Annotated in this window: 20 protein-coding genes, 1 tRNA gene, 1 pseudogene and 1 riboswitch; of the genes and pseudogenes, 13 read left to right on the top strand and 9 right to left on the bottom strand. The window is 37.5% G+C overall.

Going from position 1 to position 20,784, the window contains the following annotated elements:
- Nucleotides 1–44 precede the first annotated feature (44 nt).
- Nucleotides 45–213, bottom strand: a pseudogene (locus NSS80_RS06090) (peptidoglycan-binding domain-containing protein); the annotation flags it as partial.
- 131 nt (nt 214–344) lie between these two features.
- The gene (locus tag NSS80_RS06085; RefSeq protein ID WP_041117191.1) at nt 345–728 is read right to left on the bottom strand and encodes a RidA family protein; all 384 of its coding nucleotides are present in this window, start codon (nt 726–728) and stop codon (nt 345–347) included.
- A gap of 105 nt (nt 729–833) precedes the next feature.
- Here NSS80_RS06085 and NSS80_RS06080 point away from each other — a divergent pair, with 105 nt between their 5' ends.
- Complete coding sequence (locus tag NSS80_RS06080; protein WP_024424994.1) at nt 834–1,172, top strand: helix-turn-helix domain-containing protein; 339 nt, start codon at nt 834–836, stop codon at nt 1,170–1,172.
- Between the two features lie 382 nt (nt 1,173–1,554).
- On the opposite strand, the gene NSS80_RS06075 is transcribed toward NSS80_RS06080, so the two are convergent.
- From NSS80_RS06075 to NSS80_RS06065, 3 genes are all read right to left on the bottom strand, one after another.
- Entirely contained in the window at nt 1,555–2,661 is a 1,107-nt protein-coding gene (locus NSS80_RS06075; RefSeq protein WP_041117188.1) for a Rap family tetratricopeptide repeat protein, read from the bottom strand.
- Nucleotides 2,662–2,852: 191 nt separating this feature from the next.
- Nucleotides 2,853–3,689: an SMI1/KNR4 family protein gene (locus NSS80_RS06070; RefSeq protein ID WP_041117185.1), complete on the bottom strand. Its 837-nt coding sequence runs from the start codon at nt 3,687–3,689 to the stop codon at nt 2,853–2,855.
- A gap of 141 nt (nt 3,690–3,830) precedes the next feature.
- A complete protein-coding gene (locus tag NSS80_RS06065) occupies nt 3,831–6,917 on the bottom strand; it encodes a Tn3 family transposase (protein WP_041117183.1) in 3,087 nt (1,028 codons plus the stop codon).
- Nucleotides 6,918–7,103: 186 nt separating this feature from the next.
- Between NSS80_RS06065 and NSS80_RS06060 the strand changes: the two genes are divergently transcribed.
- From NSS80_RS06060 to NSS80_RS06020, 9 genes are all read left to right on the top strand, one after another.
- On the top strand, nt 7,104–7,688 hold the full coding sequence (locus tag NSS80_RS06060) for a recombinase family protein (RefSeq protein ID WP_041117181.1): 585 nt from the start codon (nt 7,104–7,106) through the stop codon (nt 7,686–7,688).
- Between the two features lie 372 nt (nt 7,689–8,060).
- A complete protein-coding gene (locus tag NSS80_RS06055; protein WP_041117179.1) occupies nt 8,061–8,693 on the top strand; it encodes a LysE family translocator in 633 nt (210 codons plus the stop codon).
- Nucleotides 8,694–9,186: 493 nt separating this feature from the next.
- On the top strand, nt 9,187–9,534 hold the full coding sequence (locus NSS80_RS06050; protein ID WP_052470347.1) for a metalloregulator ArsR/SmtB family transcription factor: 348 nt from the start codon (nt 9,187–9,189) through the stop codon (nt 9,532–9,534).
- A gap of 52 nt (nt 9,535–9,586) precedes the next feature.
- Complete coding sequence (locus NSS80_RS06045) at nt 9,587–10,822, top strand: NADH:flavin oxidoreductase/NADH oxidase family protein (protein WP_041117175.1); 1,236 nt, start codon at nt 9,587–9,589, stop codon at nt 10,820–10,822.
- Between the two features lie 423 nt (nt 10,823–11,245).
- Nucleotides 11,246–11,596, top strand: a complete 351-nt coding sequence (locus NSS80_RS06040) for a metalloregulator ArsR/SmtB family transcription factor (RefSeq protein WP_052470346.1) — start codon at nt 11,246–11,248, stop codon at nt 11,594–11,596.
- Entirely contained in the window at nt 11,593–12,990 is a 1,398-nt protein-coding gene (locus NSS80_RS06035; RefSeq protein WP_041117173.1) for an aldehyde dehydrogenase, read from the top strand. Before NSS80_RS06040 ends, NSS80_RS06035 begins: the two co-directional genes overlap by 4 nt.
- A 136-nt stretch (nt 12,991–13,126) precedes the next feature.
- Entirely contained in the window at nt 13,127–14,125 is a 999-nt protein-coding gene (locus NSS80_RS06030; RefSeq protein ID WP_041117171.1) for an NADP-dependent oxidoreductase, read from the top strand.
- A gap of 221 nt (nt 14,126–14,346) precedes the next feature.
- Nucleotides 14,347–15,021 carry a type 1 glutamine amidotransferase domain-containing protein gene (locus NSS80_RS06025; protein ID WP_041117169.1) on the top strand — a complete coding sequence of 225 codons (675 nt, stop codon included), beginning with the start codon at nt 14,347–14,349 and terminating at the stop codon, nt 15,019–15,021.
- 402 nt (nt 15,022–15,423) lie between these two features.
- Nucleotides 15,424–15,621 (top strand): hypothetical protein, encoded by a 198-nt coding sequence (locus NSS80_RS06020; protein ID WP_065214243.1) that lies wholly within the window; start codon nt 15,424–15,426, stop codon nt 15,619–15,621.
- Nucleotides 15,622–15,683: 62 nt separating this feature from the next.
- On the opposite strand, the gene NSS80_RS06015 is transcribed toward NSS80_RS06020, so the two are convergent.
- The 3 genes from NSS80_RS06015 to NSS80_RS06005 all read right to left on the bottom strand — a co-directional run bounded on the left by NSS80_RS06015 (nt 15,684) and on the right by NSS80_RS06005 (nt 18,179).
- A tRNA-Val gene (locus tag NSS80_RS06015) sits at nt 15,684–15,756 on the bottom strand.
- Between the two features lie 129 nt (nt 15,757–15,885).
- Nucleotides 15,886–17,064: a cystathionine beta-lyase gene (gene metC, locus NSS80_RS06010; protein ID WP_041117167.1), complete on the bottom strand. Its 1,179-nt coding sequence runs from the start codon at nt 17,062–17,064 to the stop codon at nt 15,886–15,888.
- Nucleotides 17,061–18,179 carry a methionine biosynthesis PLP-dependent protein gene (locus NSS80_RS06005; protein WP_041117165.1) on the bottom strand — a complete coding sequence of 373 codons (1,119 nt, stop codon included), beginning with the start codon at nt 18,177–18,179 and terminating at the stop codon, nt 17,061–17,063. The genes metC and NSS80_RS06005 overlap by 4 nt, the downstream gene beginning before the upstream one ends.
- A gap of 78 nt (nt 18,180–18,257) precedes the next feature.
- Nucleotides 18,258–18,379: riboswitch (SAM riboswitch) on the bottom strand.
- 221 nt (nt 18,380–18,600) lie between these two features.
- Here NSS80_RS06005 and NSS80_RS06000 point away from each other — a divergent pair.
- From NSS80_RS06000 to NSS80_RS05990, 3 genes are read left to right on the top strand one after another with little or no spacing between them, the layout of a single operon-like run.
- Complete coding sequence (locus NSS80_RS06000) at nt 18,601–19,341, top strand: esterase family protein (protein ID WP_041117163.1); 741 nt, start codon at nt 18,601–18,603, stop codon at nt 19,339–19,341.
- Between the two features lie 52 nt (nt 19,342–19,393).
- Complete coding sequence (locus NSS80_RS05995) at nt 19,394–19,909, top strand: YjcG family protein (protein WP_024426454.1); 516 nt, start codon at nt 19,394–19,396, stop codon at nt 19,907–19,909.
- Nucleotides 19,910–19,915: 6 nt separating this feature from the next.
- Entirely contained in the window at nt 19,916–20,350 is a 435-nt protein-coding gene (locus tag NSS80_RS05990; RefSeq protein ID WP_024426455.1) for a GNAT family N-acetyltransferase, read from the top strand.
- An 82-nt stretch (nt 20,351–20,432) separates the two neighbouring features.
- Here the strand turns inward: NSS80_RS05990 and NSS80_RS05985 are convergent, their stop codons facing one another.
- Nucleotides 20,433–20,690, bottom strand: a complete 258-nt coding sequence (locus tag NSS80_RS05985) for a hypothetical protein (RefSeq protein ID WP_041117161.1) — start codon at nt 20,688–20,690, stop codon at nt 20,433–20,435.
- Nucleotides 20,691–20,784: the final 94 nt, after the last annotated feature.

Raw genomic sequence — 20,784 nt, 5'->3', positions numbered from 1 at the left:
CCACAAGTAGAGTTAAATCATTTAAAACATAAAAACCCCCTATCCTACACAGGACAGGGGGTTTTACTTATTTTCAATGCTTTTTGAAGAGCTGCTTTTGTCTTCGGACCATAGATACCATCAGCTCTAAGCATGCAAGAGCTGGAATCGTTTGACCGCATTTTCTATTTTTGCTCCAAAGTAGCCGTCTATCCCATTTTTTCGGCTACCTTTTGAGGTTAGAAAAATACTGTAAGGCATTACTCTAGCATAGTTTGTTCATTTTAATCATCATAGATGGTTTGGCTCGAATCCTTATTCTATCCCTTGTATTGATATTGAGAATTGGTCAAATGATAACATATTTAATCAGTGTGTGCGATAGCCTTGACTTCAATCAATTGCTCTGGGAAAGCCAGATATGTCACACCAATGAGACTGCCAGCTGGTCTGTGTTGACCTAAGTATTCCTTGAATAGATCTATGACCGTTTCTGAGTGTTCTTGTGGATTTGTAAGAAAAATTTCCACATATGCAATGTTGTTTTTCGTAGCTCCCAATTCCACCAATACCCGATCAAGGTTCTCAAATGTTTGCAGAGTCTGAGCTTCAATATTCTCCTTACCAACGAACATACCATTTTTATCGTATGAAAATTGACCTGAAATGTAGATTGTTCCTTTAACGCTATATCCTTGGGTAATACCGTGATCCCATAGATTGTGATTGTAGGTTTTAATATTAGTCATCGTTTTCTCTCCTTTATTTCAAAGTAAAGTAAGTATAAAATGAATATAGAGAGAAAAAAAGTACGCACTATTTAGATAGTTACTACCAGAAAGGATAGTGTCAATATGAGTATGGCCGATTATAGAAAAACGGGTAATATCCAAGAGACACCTTTTGGATATACTTTATCAGTTATAGGAGGCAAATGGAAAATGCTAATTCTGTATCTCCTTTCGGAAAATCAACCCGTTCGCTTTAATGATATGAAAAGGAGACTTGGAACGATTACCTTTAAAACATTGAGTGCACAACTTAAAGATTTAGAGGCAGATGGGATGATTATACGAAAGGAATATCCACAAGTCCCCCCTAAAGTGGAATATAGTCTTACAGATAAGGCAGAAACACTTTTACCAATTTTAGAACAGTTATGTGATTGGGGAGAGAAAAATCGCAGTAATTAAATTCTTTTTGTATAGATAATTCAAGTATTGACTATGAAGGTTTTGATAAAGCAATGGAGCGTATAGGGAACTTCTAATCTTAATGAAAAAGATAGTAATGATTAGGCCCCATCCGTCCCCATAAAAACAGACCTTGCAGGGTCTATTTTTATTTTGCCTATACGTTTTGAAGTTGTGTTTTGATCAATTGAAACAGCAATGAAAATAGCAGATAATATTCAAATAAAAAAAGCCCCCAAAAAGGGCTTTTTTATTAATAGACTTCATGCTTAACCAAAGTAGCCGTTTTCTGCGGTTTGAAAATCATTTGAGGAATTTATATGTACAGTGGTTGTGATCCCCATTAATAAGGTAAGGCTTAATATCATAACTTTCAGGTGCTTCATTCAGCTTCCTCCTCCATCCATGTCAATTTTTTGGCCTGTGATTCCAAACCTTCATCAAAGTATTTTGATGCCAGTTTGTAATTATCCTGCTTTTTATAAAATCTTGCTGCCATAATTGACAATTCTGCGGCATCTGTCCAAAGTTTTTGATTTTTCAGTACATCAAGAGCTGCGTCGAGCTGAATTTCATCATCTGTTACATATATTGAATGTATGATATTTAACTTAGCAATATACGCATTGTCAGCTAATTCATTCGCTAACATGAGTGACTCGTTGTGTGCATCCAGCCCTTGAGCTTTTTTATCTAACTGGAAGAGTACACGCGCTAACATGTAATTTGTTCTCATATACAGTGGTTTGTGTGGCTTTTTTAATTCAACCGAAAAGACATTTTGTAAACATTCTAAAGCTTGCTGAAGCTTTCCTTGACGCTCATAACATATCCCAAGATTGAAATACCCTAGCGCTTGTGGAAAATCAATTTTAGATTCTGCTGCTAAATTGATAGCATCCTTATAGGTGGATTCAGCTTGTACAAATTGGTTTAAATCCATCTTATTTGATGCGATTACCATTAGAGTAGTAGCAACCCGACTCTCTTGTAAATCTGCTGATTTAAAGCTTTCTAAAGCTTTTTTGGCGTGGTTAATGGAGAAATGATTTTGTGCGATTTCGTAGTATGCAATCGAAAGCTGATAATTAAATTCAGCACGTTCTAAATCGTCAGGAACGTTTCGAAGTCGGGTCTCTGCAATATGATAATAGTTGATAGCGTCTGAAAAGCGCTTTTTATAAAACTCATACATGCCATTGAAGAAGAAATAATAATACTGAATCATGTCATCCGTTTTCTGCTTCTCTTCAATGTCTATTTGCTTCAATATATCTTTTGATCCCTCAAACTCCTGCGCCAACATTTTGTATCTGGAATCAATCAAGTTAAAGTATAATAAGACATTTTGATCTTCTTCCATATTTTCAAAGGCTATTACGATCTCTTTTCTCTTATTTTCAGCCTTTAGAATGTCCTGTTTCTTTATATATCCGTACCAATCACCGATCATTTTAGCAACAAATGGGCTTGCTACTTTTTCTCCCAAACAAACCTCCCCCTATCCATTCCTTTATTTTCCCTATAATTACATATATTATCATCCGTTTGAATATTCCACACCGAAAAGAAACCGCAAAAAAGAGAGACGAATTCGCCTCTCTGGTATGCCTTTTATTATTTGATGATACTCCAAATAAATCTTCCACTAGTATGGCCTGTTTTTTGTGCCCAAGCTTACTAAAGGAAACTTGTTTTCATAGCAATATGTTCTCCGAGATTTACTATAAGTGGATCTTTATTTTTTTCTAAAAATTTAGCAATTTGATTTAGATTTCCATTAATTTTATCGTTGATTGGCATATTGGGATTCAATAAGAGAACGTTGTTAATCGCAGAAGCTACTTCATAAAGATCATCTTCATCTCTTGTATTTTCAATGTGATATTGCATCTTTTTAAAAAAACATTCAATTTCGTTCAAATCAACCATCGGGTAGTATTGAATTTTATAAAGATTCTCTTCATCAAGGACGTCCAATTCAAATATGGCTTCAAGTTCTTCTTTACTTAAATGAACTTCAGAAAGTTCATATTCACCCTCTGCTGCTTCCTCATCGGCAGTGTACTCAGCTGTATAAAGCCCCTCAATGAATTCATCAAAGGAATCTGCTAACTTAAAGTCTTCTTCCATCTCAACATCAAAATAATGAATTGCAGGATTCTCTTTCGTTTTTCGATAATCCATCGCTACCCAAGTATGGCCATCCCTGTTAATCAAAACAAGCCCTTCTGGCAGCTCCCACTCTTTTATTAAATAGGCACTATCCATAATCCCCTCATCTTCTGCAATTCCCAAAAGATGATTAAATTGAATATGAGCCTCAGCCCATGAATTAGAGTGAGTGGTTGGAAAAGCATTATGAACTGTATAACCACCATTCTGTTCTAATATGAGCTTTTTATATGTATCTGGTAAAGTGACTCCTAGTTTCTTTTCAGCCTTAGCTACTTCTTCTGCGGTGATCTTTTTTAACGTATAGTAACCTTCCTCGTCTATTTCCCAAAAAGATTTCAAAGTTTATTTCCTCCTAATTTCATTTAACTAAACTTCAACACGAACTTATATTGGGGTTTTTTGCATATCCCCCGAGATTGTTCATTAAGAAGCATCCCCGGAATTGAAATGGTTCAGGAGATGCTTAATTCCTAATATTACTTACTCGGATGAGATGTTGGTGACTTTTTCTAGAAGCCCCTTTGATTGAGCTAATTCTTGAATAATCTCATTCATATTAATGAACTCTTGGTTACTATTAAACTCGTAACGACCATAGAGATTGATGTGTTGCCATGAAACTGGAGAGATCCGTTTTAACATCTCTGAATCTTGTCCATTTTTTTCTCTGTAAGTCAGCATATTAGACAAGATACTAGCATTGTAATAAATAATGCAATTGGCAATCAGGCGGCTGCACTCTCCCCATATTTGTTGGTCTTGTTCCGTCTTGAAGCGTAACTTTCCAAAATTAGCATAGGATATTGCTTTGCATAATTGATGATAGCTCTCCCCTCGATTCAATGCTCGCTGAACATTTCGGCGTACTGTTAAAGAATCGATATAGAGAAGAAAATAGAGACTTTTGATGATATTATCGTACTCCCACAAGGCACGTTTAGTTTTATTTTTACGAGTATAAGAACTAAGTTTTCTAACGATGACGCTTTGTGTAGTGGTTTTGAGGGCAAGGGATAACATGATACGCTGAATATTTTCCCATTCTTCCATAATCAGCTTGGTGTTGATTTTTCGAACAGGCTTGATCAACACATCGCCATATTGGCTAGGATGTTTGAATCCGTACAAAGAGGAACTGACTTTCTCATGAATATCTTTGTAACGAGGTGCAAACTGATATCCAAAAAAGTGGAGAATAGCAAAGTTTACTTCATTGGTTCCGTGTGTATCGGTGGAATGCACATCAGGTTGAATATCCGTTGTGTTGTTGTATAAAATGTCAAACACATAATGGCTTTCATGCTCATTCGCTCCGATAATTCGAGCATTCACAGGAATATGGTTCGCCACCATCGTGTAAGAGACAATCCCTTTTTTCAGTCCGAAGTATTTGGGAGAATAACGAGAATTAATCGTACTGATTCTTGTTTCCACTTTTCGCCCATCACTACTGGAATGGATGGCTTCCTCTATATTGTAATGTTGAAAGATTGGTAATTTGGCTGTGGCATTGCTGATACGATCACTTGCCTCTTTTAAGGTTTCTAAGCGAATAAAATTATCGGATGTGCTAGCAAGTGTGGAGTAATCAATATCCGAAATTTCTCCCATTCTCCCCAGTCCCATATTGGTTCCCCAGGCAATCAGACAAGCTACAAGGATTCGATCTTCTCGGGTTTGTTTCGCATAACGCCCCAAGACGTGCTCAAATGCTTCAAAGAACTGACAATGTTCATTGATGTACTGTAACACACTTATAATCTCAACAGACTTCAGCGACCCAAAAAATGGATGATTCGTCGACTCACTATCACGAGTATAAGGGAGTGTCCAACGACTATGTGAACCACGTTTTTTTATTTGGATATGTTTATTTTCTCCAGATTCAATACGCTGGTTCACCTCTGTAATACGAGCTTCGAGTTCCTTCTCAAGTTTGGCTAAATGAGCCTGAATCGGCTGATTGAAAAGGCTCAGACCAACATCAGTGAGCAATTTCTCTTTCTGTTGCCACTCTAGATCGCCAATGAGATCATCCTCGAAACTGCGAAATCGGATACTATCCCGACAAAAAATATCCCCTGCTTCTAAACCATTTCGTAAAAGCTGATAGACGAAAAATTCATAGCGATCCGCCCGCAGCACTCTCTGCCCAGAAGAGTCTTGTGGATAGATGTATCGCTTCATTCCATCTGGGATAAATTGTTGAGGAAACGCATCGTAAGGGTACTGCCCTAATGGCTTATTCTTCTTAAAAGCTCGCTTCATAAAATGAACTGCTTCAATCAGTGGATCATGAGGAGAAGGAGCTGCAAAGTCAACCAACAAAAATATGGATCGTAGAGACCTCTTAAATTGCAGAGCCAACTGATCAATGTGTTCCCATCGGAAAGCAACTTCATCCAATTTGGTATTGGTAACAATTTGATCAGCGATGGTAGCCAACTTTGGACGTTCCAAAATGGCGAACGCTCGATTCTGAATCTCCTGAAAAGGAGTATCCGTAGGAATGTGATCATCAGTGAATATTTGAAGCACTTCTCCCGCTTTCTTCATGTCTTGACTGCTTTCTAGATGAGATTCGTACATTCGTTCTTTTCCTACTGATTTCGCCTCATCCGTGTAGCGTCTTACTCTATATGTGAAAGTATTGATCAGGTTGTCATACATCCTCTGATAGCGATGGTAGACAAAACATAATAAATACACGTAGCTGATCCATTCATTCAATTGTTTGAGTCTGAAAACAGAGTAATAATCCACTAATGAAGCATAGTATTTGATACTTTCATTAGAAATGCCTATCTCAGGTAACAATTTCTGAGTGACTTGATATAAGTCTTGTATTCGTTTGCCTCGATTTATCTCATGCTTAATTTCAGTGGCACTAAAATCTTTCGGTTCGTGTTTCAGTCGGGTGATTTCATATAGCCCTGAAGAATCTTCTAATAATCGCTTCAACGCTTCGATATCAGATGGATTCAGATGATTTTGCATCAATGCGATTAACCGATTTTGCTCATGAGTAATTACCTTTCCTATCATATCTTGCATAAAGCTATAACTAGGAACAACAATGCGGTGTTTAGATAAATAATTCATGATTTCTCGGAATATATAAATGGGCTTACTGCAAAAGGTTGCCGTTTTTTGAGCTTTTTCCTCCATCTTACGCCGTTCTTCCGCATCGCAAGTGCGGTAGTTGAACAGTTCAAGAATCAATTGTTGCTGTTTAAGCCTGGTAAATCTACCAATCGAATTCAAATCACTGATCTCACTAACATTGAAATACTCCTGTAAAATATACTGAAGATCCTCCTCTACTTCATAGAGGTCAAATGTAAAAAATAAGTGTTTGGCTTTAAAATAGCCAAGCTGTAGGATGAAGTAGACCCGAGACTTAACAGAACGCAATGTATCTAGTAACTCCTTCTCTGGTTGAGAGAGGAAAAAATATTGACAGCGATCTTCATAGGTGAAAATAGGTCTGTCATAAATAATCTTTATTTCTTCTTCCCTAAGAATTTTTAACCGGTTTTGGTTCGTTGTATTTTTTTCAATATCCATATTCGCCCTTTCCTATGATAGAGATTCATGATTGTTGGCATGTATGGCTCGTTTAATTCCCTAAACTTGAGAATAAAGGGAACCTGCCAGACACCCCGTTTTTCTTACTTTAGATCGTTCCCTATTTATTCTCCCTAAATATAAGGCTATAATCAAGAGGAAAATACACCGAAAAGGGGAAGCCAAATGGGGAAGCTTTACGGATATGCTCGCGTGTCAGCTGCGCATCAAGATTTAGAAGTACAGATTGAAGAATTGCAACGATACGGTATTGATGAATTATTTTGTGAAAAAATGTCAGGCAAGAATATAAATGAACGTAAAGAATTTAAGCGACTTCTTGAAGTAGTGCAACCTGGTGATACAGTAGTTGGTTACAAATTGGATCGAATGGGACGGTCCATCTCAGACGTGTTGAAAACCTACGAATCATTTACGGAGAGGGGGATTCATCTCGTATGCTTATCGGATGGAATTGACACACGCCGAAGCAACGATATCATGACCAAGGCAATGGTTACGCTTTTGGGATTGTTTGCGGAAATGGAACGGAATTTCATTCGTGAACGAACGATGGCAGGTAAGATCAGAGCGAGGGAAAACGGGGTCAAGTTTGGACGGAAAGGAAAAAGCAAGGATCTAGTAAATCATGCAATAGAGCTTTGGCAAACGGGGGAATATACCATTAAGCAGATCGAGAAAAGGACGACTGTAACAAAATCAACGTTATATCGTGAGATTGAAAAGCGCGGTTTAATTAGAAAGACTTGACTTAGCGAGGGATCTTTTATTTTTATATAAAACCGGTGTTAAGTGAATGCTAGAGTTGTATTTGGTATTCAAAAGATGTCGTTTTTGGCGGTATGTTTTTTGAATATAAAAAAGCTGAGAATATGCAAGAAATGAATAAAAACTTGCATATTCTCAGCCTTTGATTATTTTGTTTATTCAACAAATGCGCCCTTTAATGGAATAACTAAAACATGATCTCAATCTTAAAATCAATTAATTCTTCTTTCATTAAAGCCCCGTTACTAGAAAAAATATTAATATTATTTCTAGAAAACCTTACTTATCCAAATATATATGATAAATTAAGTTAAATAACTTTAAAGTCATCAAATTTAGAGAGGTGATTAATACATGGAGAATTTTTATATGTTTGTAATTATGAGTATTTTTTTGATTATTTTACCGGGTCCAGATACTGCCATCGCTACAAAGAATACCCTCACCCTTGGTAGAACAGGAGGGGTTAAAACGATGTTTGGTACTAGTTGTGCACTACTCATTCATACATTGGCTGCTGTTGCAGGTCTCTCAGCAATTATTGTGAAATCATCCTTATTATTTTCTGTTTTTAAATATGTCGGTGCGGTCTATTTAGTTTATCTAGGTATTAAGACATTATGGGCACTAAGGAACAAGAATACAGCAGCAACCACAGAAATGACTACCGAAAATAAGTACGAGAGCAAATCTTGTTTTAAACAAGGTTTTCTTACAAACATCCTAAATCCAAAAGTAGCTATCTTTTTCTTAACTTTCTTGCCACAGTTCGTAGATTCCGAAAGCAATACTTTCATTCCGTTTCTTATTATGGGAATTACTTACACCGTATTAACCGTTGTGTGGTTTTTGTTCTATATCTATTTACTTAACCAGATTAGTGCTTTTATGAAAAGGCCAAAGACCCAAATGGTTATTGAAGGAATAACAGGTACTGTACTGATAGGTTTTGGTATAAAACTAGCTCTAGAAAAGGCTCATAATTAGGTTGCTTATTAAGACTCTTAGATTCTAATCTAAGAGTTTTTTTACTTGTCAGAATCACTAAGTTTTCAACAGCCTTGTTCAACAAAATGGCCCTTTTCTGGAATAAGCAAGTTTAACAAAATTGTATAAATATTGATACCAATACAGTTTCTTTTTGGGGATTTATTTAAAAAGGATGAATATACTTCTATAGTTTGTGAAAAAATTCACACAAGGGTTGCTTGGGGAACACAGGGAAAAATAACATTAAGGGGTATGGCAACAGCCTGCGTTTAACTTTGTTAATTAAACCAATCAAATCCTTCATTTGAAATGAATCCTTTCAAAATCCTCTAGTTTAGGATTGCTTTGCACTAGAAAACTTATGTTAATAACTGAACATATTAATAAATTTAATGGTCTCGATTTTCTTTCCCAATGCTTTTTTAAAAAAATAATATGTTATGATTAATTCGCTTAAAGGATTAAACATTCGAACTAAGGAGTCATGCTTATGAAGAATACTGGAAATCTAGATATATTAGCTCAAGAATTTGAAGATTGTCAAGAAGTGTTGGCTGCAATTGGAGATAAAACAAGACAATCCATTATCATCACTTTAATAAGCGCTGGTTGTGAAGGAATGCGAGTAGGAGAAATTACAAAGAAAACACATCTCTCTCGTCCAGCTGTTTCTCATCATATAAAGATCCTAAAAGACGCGAAAGTAGTGAATCTTAATCGTCAAGGAACAATGAATTATTACTTTTTAGACCCAACAAAAAGTGCCATTAGTTTGCTGAAAAGTTTGACAGAACATATTGAAGAATACATGACAGACTATTGGGATATTCCAAAGTAATCTTGATAGTAATTTTTTATGATTCGTATTAAAAAAAGGAGATGGACAACAAATGAAAAGTTCTATTTTAGGAAATCCACTAAAAATATCTGACAAAGTAACAATTAAAAATCGTTTTTATAAGGCAGCAATGAGTGAAACTTTAGGTACTAAAAAGAATAATCCAACACAGTTATTAGTTACTTTGTATGAGGCATGGGCTAAAGGTGGTGCAGGTCTACTAGTGACTGGAAATGTTATGATTGATCGAAAAGCTTTAGGTGAACCAGGAAATGTAGTAGTTGAAGATGAACGGGATTTAGATATGTTAAAAAAATGGGCAAAAGCAGGAACACAAAATGGAACACAATTATGGATGCAACTCAATCATCCTGGCAAACAATCACCAAGAAGCGTATCGAAAACTCCTGTTGCGCCAAGTGCAATACCACTTTCTGGCCACGTATCAGGCATGTTTAACAAACCACGAGCTCTTACAACAGATGAAATTAAAGATATCATTAAACGTTTCGGCAACGCAGCAAGAATTGCAAAAAAAGCAGGTTTTACAGGTGTCCAAATACATGGTGCTCACGGATACTTAGTTAGTCAGTTTTTATCATCTCTCCATAATCAACGAGAGGATGAATGGGGAGGAAGTTTAAACAAACGTATGAGGTTTTTGTTAGAAACTTATTATGAAATTCGCCGTCAGGTGGGGGGAGAATTTCCTATTGGACTCAAGCTCAACTCTGCTGATTTTCAACGAGGAGGATTTACAGAAGAGGAATCCATGCAAGTATTAAAGAGAATGTCAGAAGTCGGCATAGACTTAATTGAAATATCTGGAGGTAATTATGAAAACCCTGTAATGATGGAAAGAAGTCTTAATGATAGTACCAAAATTAGAGAGGCTTATTTTTTAGAGTATGCTGAAAACGCGAGAAAAATAGTATCTGCTCCTTTAGTTGTAACAGGAGGATTTCGTTCAGAAGAAGGTATGACTGACGCAATAAAAAGTGGAGCAGTGGATATGGTTGGTATAGGGAAACCATTTGTTGTAGTTCCTGATCTTCCAAATCGTATTTTTGCAGGTACGTATCAAACATTAGAGATTAAGCCAATTAGAACAGGTGTTAAATGGTTAGATGCAAGAGTCGGCTCTATGTTAGATTTAGGTTGGTATGCTCAGCAACTTGTCCGCATAGGTAAAAGAAGAAATCCGAAGCCTAATTATAATGCTTGGTTTTCTTTACTTCAGAACATTACTAATCACGGTTTAGAAGTTTTTAAAAAGAGAAGAGCTTAGTTAAAGAGATAGTAATGTTTTTATCTAAATTTCATTACTGTTTGAAAATAAATACGTAAACAATCAGCTGCAATAGCAGGAGATCAGAATTGTCATTTAGCTGCTTTTTATTATATTGCTATTGAGGGAGTCGAATGAGAAAGTTGTTTCATTCGAAGAGCGAATCATCAAACATAGTCTCATTTTTAAGTTGCTGAACATTAAAAGTTAATGATGTTCCACTTCTAATATTTATTATTCTTTTTGAATCAATTCTCAAAGATTAATTATACAGATGCTAATATCCAAGGTTTTGACTAGATATGAGTATAAAATAAACCCGACTAATTGACATTAAAAATACAATATTATATACTCTGTTTAAATGTTTAAGTTCTTAAACATTTAAACGTTTTATCAATTACTTTGCCATGGAGGGACAATATGAGTTCTAAGTCGTTACAAACTTTCCAAAAGTGTATTCCAGTATTTGAAACCTTAAAGGACCCACATAGACAAAAAATTATTGTTAAGCTTTGTGAACAAGGTAAGATGACGGTAAATGAAATTGCGGAGCAATCAAGTCTTTCTAGACCCGCTGTTTCTCATCATCTTAAGCTTTTACGTCAGCAAGGCTTGATTCAAGTTCAGCAAAAAGGGACTCAGCGATTTTATTCTCCTTCATTACAAGATGCCATTAATTTATTAAAAGAACTAACGGGTCATCTAGAAGAAGATGTAGAAAATAGTTCCTCAAATAATATAGAAATTAATAAGGAGGATGTTGAACCATGACTAATGCAGAATTAAAACCAGAAAATATTACAGATATTCTTAAAGAGCATTATAATTTCTTTAATACCAACCAAACAAAAGATTTAAATTTTCGTTTGCAGCAATTACAAATATTAAAAGAAGGAATTATTAAATACGAGTCAAAAATCACTGAAGCTCTTCAAGAGGATTTAGGAAAGCATCCTTTTGAATCCTACACTTCAGAAATTGGATTTGTGTTAAACAGTATTACCCATACAATGAAGCGTTTAAAAAAATGGGCAAAGCCAAAAAAAGTAAAAACACCATTAACCTTGTTTCCGTCAAAAAGCATGATTAGGTATGAACCTTATGGGACAGTATTAATTATCGGTCCATTCAATTATCCATTTCAGCTTATGATAGAACCGCTTATTGGAGCAATTGCAGCGGGAAACTGTGTAGTTCTCAAACCCTCGGAAGTGGTTCCTAATGTCTCAGCTGTCATTACAGAAATGATTGAAACCACTTTTGACAAATCATATATACGTTCGGTCCAAGGCGGAATTGAAACGAACACATCCCTTATTAATGCACCTTTTGATTATATTTTCTTCACGGGAAGTGTTCCTGTAGGAAAAATTGTCATGGAGGCAGCCGCCAAAAACCTTGTACCCGTTACTCTTGAGCTAGGTGGAAAAAGCCCTGTTATTGTAGATAAAAGTGCCGATGTAAAAGTTGCTGCAATTCGAATCATCTGGGGAAAAACGTTAAACTCGGGACAAACTTGTGTTGCCCCTGATTATCTTGTGGTACATGAAGATGTTAAAAAAGCCCTGATTAACGAAATGAAGCAAAATCTTAAAGCCTTCTATGGTCAAAATATTGAAGATAGTAAGGATTTTGGTCGTATTGTTAATAATCGACATTTTACTCGTTTAAAAACCATTCTTGAAAAAGATAAAGATCAAATCATTTTCGGAGGAGCAACGAATCCGAATACACGTTTTATTGAACCAACATTGATCGAAGCTACGTGGACATCTGCATCAATGGAAGACGAAATATTTGGTCCACTGCTCCCCATTTTAACGTACAGTGATTTAGATGATGCGATCAAATCCATTAACAAACTCTCTAAACCGCTAGCACTTTATCTTTTTACATCTGACAACCAAGTGGAAGAAAAAGTGTTGACGGAAATTTCCTCTGGCGGGGTAAGTATCAATAATACCGTAACCCATTTGGCAAACCCTGAACTGCCTTTTGGCGGGGTTGGTAACTCTGGAATAGGAGCTTACCACGGTCATTATAGCTTTACTACTTTTTCACACGAAAAAAGCTTTCTTAAAACTAGCACTAAAATAAATGTGCCGCTGCTGTTCCCGCCTTACAATGACAAAAACTTAAAATTGGCTCGTCACTTTTTGAAATAAAATCTCCTTAAAAAGGAAAGTAGAAATGAGCCTATTAAGGGAGAAAAGAAATATATTATTGATGTTTAGAGGGTATTTAGAAAGAAACAGCATTAATTGGTTTGTGATTATCATTAAACGTTGAGGTGATGACTTTATGAAAGCGATGATTATTGAAAAATATGGGAAGGTTCCACTTAAGCTAACTGACATGCCAATACCTCCCATTGGAGAAAATGATGTCTTAGCAGAAATAGTTGCTGCAAGTATTAATCCTGTTGACTTAAAAATAAGAGATGGCAAAGTGCGGATGCTGATAAAATACAATATGCCACTTATTTTGGGGAATGACTTTTCAGGTATAGTTAAACAAGTAGGGAAAGGGGTAAAGAAGTTTAAGGTAGGAGATGAAATATACGGTCGGGCTAGTAAGAGCAGAATTGGTACTTTTGCTGAATATATTGCAATAGATGAAGATGCCATAGCTTTAAAACCTAAAAATCTATCTTTTGAAGAAGCTGCATCTATTCCTTTAGTTGGACTCACTTCCTACCAAGCGTTACATGATGTTTTACAGTTATCACCTGGAGAAAAAGTGTTAATTCAAGCTGGATCAGGCGGCGTAGGTACCTTTACCATTCAGCTTGCTAAAGCAATGGGAGTGTACGTTTCGACTACGACAAGCAAAGCTGGGTATGAACTTGTCAAGTCACTTGGAGCAGATCAGATTATTGATTATAAGAATGAACAATTTGATGAGATTCTGCACAATTATGATGGGGTATACGATACGATCGGTGGGGAAACGTTGGAAAAAGCATTTAAAATAGTGAAACCTGGAGGACAAGTTGTTTCTATCTCAGGTTTGCCAAACGCACGTTTTGGAAAAGAATATGGATCAGGTTTCCTTAAAACAAACCTATTCCGAATTGCTACTCACAATATAACGAAATTGGAAAAACAATATAATGTGAAATACACTTTTCTATTTATGAAACCAAGTGGTGAACAGTTAAAAATCATTACTGAATTAATTGAATCCGGAAAGATTAAGCCTGTAATTGATCGAATTTACCCATTTGAGGAAGCACAAAAGGCTTTGAATTATTCAGAAACAGGCAGGGCAAAAGGAAAAGTTATATTGAAAATAAAATAATTACTTGGCAAATGATTTACCGTCTAATAAAGTGCGGTGAAGCCTCAGGCATTGTCTGTTTGGCCAATCACCGAGAAAGGTCGACGAATATGAGATTAGACCTTCTGTGATCCAAATTCAACCTCTATAAACTGCTTTTTATGGCTGATGCTGCCAATGAAACAATTAAAAAATTTATTAAATCACGTTACAACTATTATTGAACAAAGTGAGGGAAAATAATGAAGAAAATCTTGGTAGTTTTAACTAATATAACGAGATATGTAAATACAACTGAGGCTACAGGATTATGGATTGGTGAAGCTACTGAATTTGTTGAGGAAGTTACCAAAAGTGGATTTGAAATAGATTATGTCAGTCCTAGGGGAGGATTTGTACCTATTGATCCACGTAGTATGAAATATGCTGACGAATCAACTTTTTCTATCTATGAAAGTGAAGATTTTCAAAATCGAGCATTAAGAAATTCTATGCAACCTTCAGATGTTAATCCTAATGATTATATTGCAATTTATTATACTGGTGGTCATGGTGTTATGTGGGATTTCCCTAATAATCCTGAATTACAACAAATTAGCTTAACCATTTATAATAACGGTGGTTATATTGTATCAGTTTGTCATGGTATAGCAGGTTTATTAAACATTAAAGATAAGAATGGTGATTATCTTATTAGAGATAAAAAGATTACAGGCTTTACTACAACTGAGGAAATTTTAAGTACTAAAAAATCTATCGTACCATTTTTAAACAAAGATATAGCAATAAAGAATGGAGCAATTTTCCAAAAGGCTAGAGCCTTTCGTTCTTTTGTCGTGCAAGATGGCAACCTAATAACTGGTCAAAATCCTTTTTCAACTAGAGAGGTTGCTAAAAAGTTGCTAACTAATTTATAAATCGACTTTTAGAAGATGGTATGAGTACGAGAACATAGACTCGATTCGCACTCTAATAGGGGTATGGCAACCATTCGATAATTATCGGGCCATTTCAAAAAAAATAACTGATGACACTAGATAATAACGAGAAAGTGAGTAGTGGATACAAACGAATGAAAAAGCGTTTATCTGCCCATTTAATCAATAAGATCGCCAATTCATAGTGTAAATTGGTTTGTATCTGCTAGAAATACGAACCAATTTACTTTTTGTTAATGGAAGTTTTTTGCATATGGCCCCATATTTCGCTTTTGGTTGCCATACCCCATTAACAGTAGCCCCGGGATAATCTTAATGAACAATTTCGGGGGATATGCAAAAAACCCCATATTCTGACAAACTATTTTTGGTGGTGATTGTCTGTCTGATCTCGAGAGAAAGATTTATCGAATTATTTATAATATGAGCCGCTTCCGTAAGAATCCAACAATTGATGATCTGAAAAGAAAAACAGGTAAAGACGAGAAGACTGTTAGGCAAGCAATCGAAAACCTCCTGCCAACTGGAAACAATCTGGCGGATAAAGTTCGCCCCCCAATTCGTCCCCAATTAAAATAAATAGAACAAATATTCGTTGTCAAAAAAAACAAAAAACCCTTGCTACGCAAGGGTTTCAACGATGATTCCGACTGGGCTCGAACCAGCGACCTCTACCCTGTCAAGGTAGCGCTCTCCCAGCTGAGCTACGGAATCGGGTTATGTATCAGTTCTGGGCTTTCTGTTACTGACAGTCTCTATTATATAACCATCATATTAAGCCGTCAATGGTTTTGTTCAAAAAAGGTCAAAAAGCCGGCGGCTGTGCCGGCTTTTTTATCTCCTTTATGATTGGTTCACAAGAACAGGCTTTAGTTGATCAAGTGCTTGTTTGAAGTCACGTTTGAGGTCTTCTCCGTTTTCGACACCTACACTTAAACGAAGCAGCCCATCTGTAATCCCTCTTTTTTCTCTTTCTTCTTTTGGCATAGCCGCATGGGACATTTTGGCTGGGTATGACAGAATCGATTCAACGGCGCCGAGGCTGACGGCGAATACAGGTAATGTAACGGCATCCACCAATTCTTTGACAGCCGCTTGGTTTTCTAGTTCAAATGAGAGAACGGCTCCTGCTCCGCTTGCTTGCTTTCGCTGAATATCTGCACCCGGATGGTCATCTAAGCCTGGGTAGTATACTTTTTTCACCGCAGGATGTTCTTTGAGGAATGTAGCGAGTTCATATGCCGTTTGGCTTGCTTTTTCTAATCTGACCTGAAGGGTTTTTAATCCTCTTAGCACGAGCCAGCAATCCTGCACGCCAAGGACTGCACCGAAGGAGTTTTGCAGTGAATAGAGTTCCTCTCCCAGCTTCTTATCTTTCACCACGGCTAAGCCTGACAGCACATCACTGTGGCCGCTTAAAAATTTCGTTGCGCTGTGCAGAACAACGTCAACACCAAGGTCCAGCGGACGCTGAAGCGCAGGTGTTAAAAACGTATTATCTAAGAAAGTCAGACAGCCATGCTCTTTCGCAAGCTGGACGACACCTTCAATATCTGTAATCCCTAGTGTTGGATTTGACGGTGTTTCCATGTAAATGACCTTTGTATTTGATTGAATGCCTCTTTTGACTTCATTCAAATCCGTCATGTCCACGAAGGTATGCTCAATTCCAAATCTTGAAAGAACTTGAGTGATCATTCGGAAAGTCCCGCCGTACACATCTCTTGTGACAAGGACATGATCTCCCTTTGATAATAGAAGAAAAGCGGTTGAAATAGCAGCCATGCCTGATGCAAAGGCAAGCCCTCTCGTTCCTCCTTCCAGCGCTGCAATCGTATCCTCTAATGCTTGACGTGTCGGAGTTCCCGATCTGGAGTAGTCATATTGGCCAAATTCATCGAAGCTGCTTTGATGAAATGTGGATGCATGCTGAATCGGTACACTGACTGCACCTGTTGAACGGTCTGTTTTAAACGCATTATGAACGAGTTGTGTTTCGAGTGTCCAATCGTGTGTGGTCATTTGGCGTGTACCTCCTCTTTTACTTGTGATAGTGCCTGTTTTAGGTCTGATTTCAGATCATCTACATGCTCGATGCCAACAGAGAAACGGAGCAGCTTGTTACATACACCGTTTGCAATGCGAATCTCTTCTGGAATATCCATATGCGTTTGTGTTGCAGGATACGTAATGAAGCTTTCGACTCCGCCAAGGCTTTCAGCAAAACAAATCGTTTTCAGCTGCTTCAAAAATGGATTGACCCAGTCCTCTTTGGCTACTCGGAATGACAGCATGCCTCCCTTTCCTGGATAAAGCACATCTTGAATTTCTGGCTGTTTCTTTAAAAACCCAGCCAGCTCCTTCGCATTTTCCTCGTGCTGGCGCATTCTAAGAGCAAGTGTTTTCATTCCTCTCATTAAAAGCCATGAGTCAAATGGTGATAGAACCGCTCCAATCGCGTTTTGATGCTGGAACATGTCTTCAGACAACTGCTCTCCTTTTGTGACGACAAGCCCGGCAAGAACGTCATTATGTCCGCCTAAATATTTGGTTGCGCTATGAATGACAATGTCCGCTCCAAGCGTAATCGGCTTTTGCAAGACTGGTGTGTAAAAGGTGTTATCGACAATCACCAAAGCGCCATGCTCTTTTGCAATCTTCGCTATTTTTTGAATATCTGCTTCCTGCATCAGTGGATTTGTCGGTGTTTCAATAAAGACCGCTTTTGTGTTTGGCGTGATTTTAGAGCGTAAACAGTCTTCATCTGAAAAATCATCATAAAGAAAACGCAGGCCGTACTTTTTCCATTCGTTTTCAAACAAACGGTATGTACCGCCATATAGGTCTGAAGAGACGATGAGTTCATCTCCGCTTTCAAATAGAGCCATGATCGTTTGGATCGCCGCCATTCCCGAACTGAAGGCAAAACCGGCCGTCCCTTCTTCGAGTGAAGCAATTGCATCCTCTACGAGCTGTCTTGTTGGGTTTTTCGTTCGAATGTAATCAAATCCTGTAGATTCCCCTATGCCTCTATGTCTGTATGCTGTCGAAAGATAAACGGGAGGACTGACAGTGCCAGTCACCTCTTCGCTACGGTTTCCAATCTGCGCTAATTTCGTTTCCACATGTTCTGTCATTTGACACCATCCTAAGTAAAAATCTGATTTCAAAACAGAAAACCCCTTCTTCATAAGAAGAAGGGGTTTAATCGCTTCCTCTTATCTTCCAAGCAAAAAAGCTGCTTGCTGGATTTAGCACCTTGGTACATCACATGAAGTGATGCATACCGGTTGCTGAGGTTTCAAAGGGCCAGTCCCTCCACCTCTCACGATAAGAATGTGTTGTCTGTCTGTTCTAATTCTTAATACTGTAACCTATTAAATCTCATTTTTCAAGGGGAAATGTCATGATTAATTAAAATTTTCTGTATTTTATAACAGAATCGATGTTATACGGTTTGATTGCATGTTAGCATATAGGAACAACGCTGTTTTTCGTGTTACAATGAATGGAAACGTTTCACTTTATGATGAATTTGGTTAGCTGGAGGAATGGATTATGGTGAAGAAAACAGGAATCATTCAAGAAGAAACCATACAGTCAAAAGAACTTGGGGCGGACATGACCATTTTGATCTATTTGCCAGTCAATTACTCCCCCCTTTATACATATCATGTCATCATTGCCCAGGATGGTCATGATTATTTCCGCCTAGGTAAAATAGGCAGACAGGCAGAAGAATTGATGCAAAACAAAGAAATGGAACGCTCGATTATCATTGGTGTTCCTTATGAAAATGTCACGGAAAGACGGAACACGTATCATCCAGACGGCACAAAGTTTGAAGCGTATAAACGCTTTTTAGCAAATGAACTGGTCCCTTATATTGATCAACACTATCCAACCTATCAAATTGGATCAGGACGGACGTTTATTGGTGATTCACTGGGTGCGACGATTTCCCTCATGACAGCCATTGATTATCCTTCTTTATTTGGCGGGCTGATTTTGCAGTCCCCTTACGTTGACGAGTCGGTTCTAGAAGCCGTCAAACAGTCGACAGCCCTTTCTCATTATGCCATTATCCATCAAATTGGGCTTGAGGAAACCGCTGTGAAAACAACAGATGGCCAGGTGCTTGATTTTGTTCAGCCGAACGAAGATTTAAAGGCCCTTCTTGAACAATCTGGTGCGGATTACTTATTTGAGACATTCGAAGGGGATCATAAATGGACGTTTTGGCAGCCGCTCATTGCGCCTTCGTTAAAAAGAATGCTCCCATATTCGTTAATCAACTGAATTTTGTTATAATAAACAATAATAAATACTTTCTTATTCAGGAGGGAACATGATGAAATACGGAGTTGTTATATTTCCATCAAAAAAATTGCAAGATATTGCGAACTCTTACCGGAAGCGTTATGATCCGAACTATGCACTCATACCGCCTCATTTAACATTAAGAACACCTTTTGAATTAACGGATCTAGAAGCGGCTGAGGTCGTCTCAACGTTAAGAGATTATGCAAAAAATGCTTCTCCTATTACGTTACGTATTAAAAAATTCAGTTCATTCGCTCCTGTAAACAACGTCATTTATATGAAAGTAGAACCGAACGAGGACATCATGGCGCTCAATGAAAGATTGTATGCAGATCCACTTGCTGGTACACCTGAATATGCCTTTGTTCCGCATGTGACAGTCGCTCAAAAACTATCCGATGATGAGCATTCAGACGTACTTGGCACATTAAAGCTGAGAAAAATTGACCATGAAGAAACAGTGGATCGCTTCCACCTTTTATATCAATTAGAGAACGGATCTTGGACCGTCTATGAAACATTTATTTTAGGAGAAGAGGGTTAAAGACATTTGAAAACAGTCATCGCAACAGAACAAACACAACGAGAAGATGCATATTACGTTCGAAAAGAAGTATTCGTAAAAGAACAAGAAGTTCCAGTAGAGATCGAAATAGATGAACTAGAAGACAAAGCCACCCATTTTGTCATTTACAATGATGACAAAAAGCCTCAGGCGGCCGCTAGACTGCGGATCATTGAGGGATCAAAGGCAAAGCTAGAAAGAATTTGTGTGTTAAAAGAGGCGCGCTCCTTCGGCCTTGGCCACAAACTATTAGAGGCGCTAGAAACAGAAGCGATTGCTAATGGAGCAAAAGAAGCGGTTATGCATGCTCAAGTCCAAGCGCTTCCTTTCTACGAAAAGAAAGGCTACAAAGCTGTTTCTGAACCGTTTGAAGAAGCGGGAATCACACATGTCAAAATGACAAAAACACTGTCTGTTTGACCAAAAGAAAAGCCAGAGCATTCAAGATGCCCTGGCTTTTTCTTTTTCATTATCGTTCGCCACAGGAAGAAAGCGCAATCATTTATATATACGTATTGATATGAATGCCCTTGCCTTCCTCCATAAACATATCTCGTACAAAGCGTTCCCGCTTTTTTTGCTGTACTTTCGTTTCCGCTTCTGTCACTAAGTCCTCTTTTTTCTCCAGCTCTCTGTATATCTTGTCATGAAAGGTGCGAGTAACCTTTGGTACTTTCGCGTAGTCTTCTTTATCCTGAGGAGCTGGACGATTGATATATTGAAAATACAGATCCGGCTGAATCGGGGCTATATATCCCATCAAGAACGCCTCCTTTGCTTCTCTTCTATTCTACTATTCCCTAATTATGACTGTTTGAAACACGCCTCATTTGATATGATTAGATGTGTTTCAT

Origin of the sequence: Bacillus sp. FSL M8-0350 (assembly GCF_038593345.1) — a bacterium.
Lineage (GTDB): Bacteria > Bacillota > Bacilli > Bacillales > Bacillaceae > Bacillus > Bacillus safensis.
This window is presented reverse-complemented; position numbering and strand designations above follow the sequence as displayed.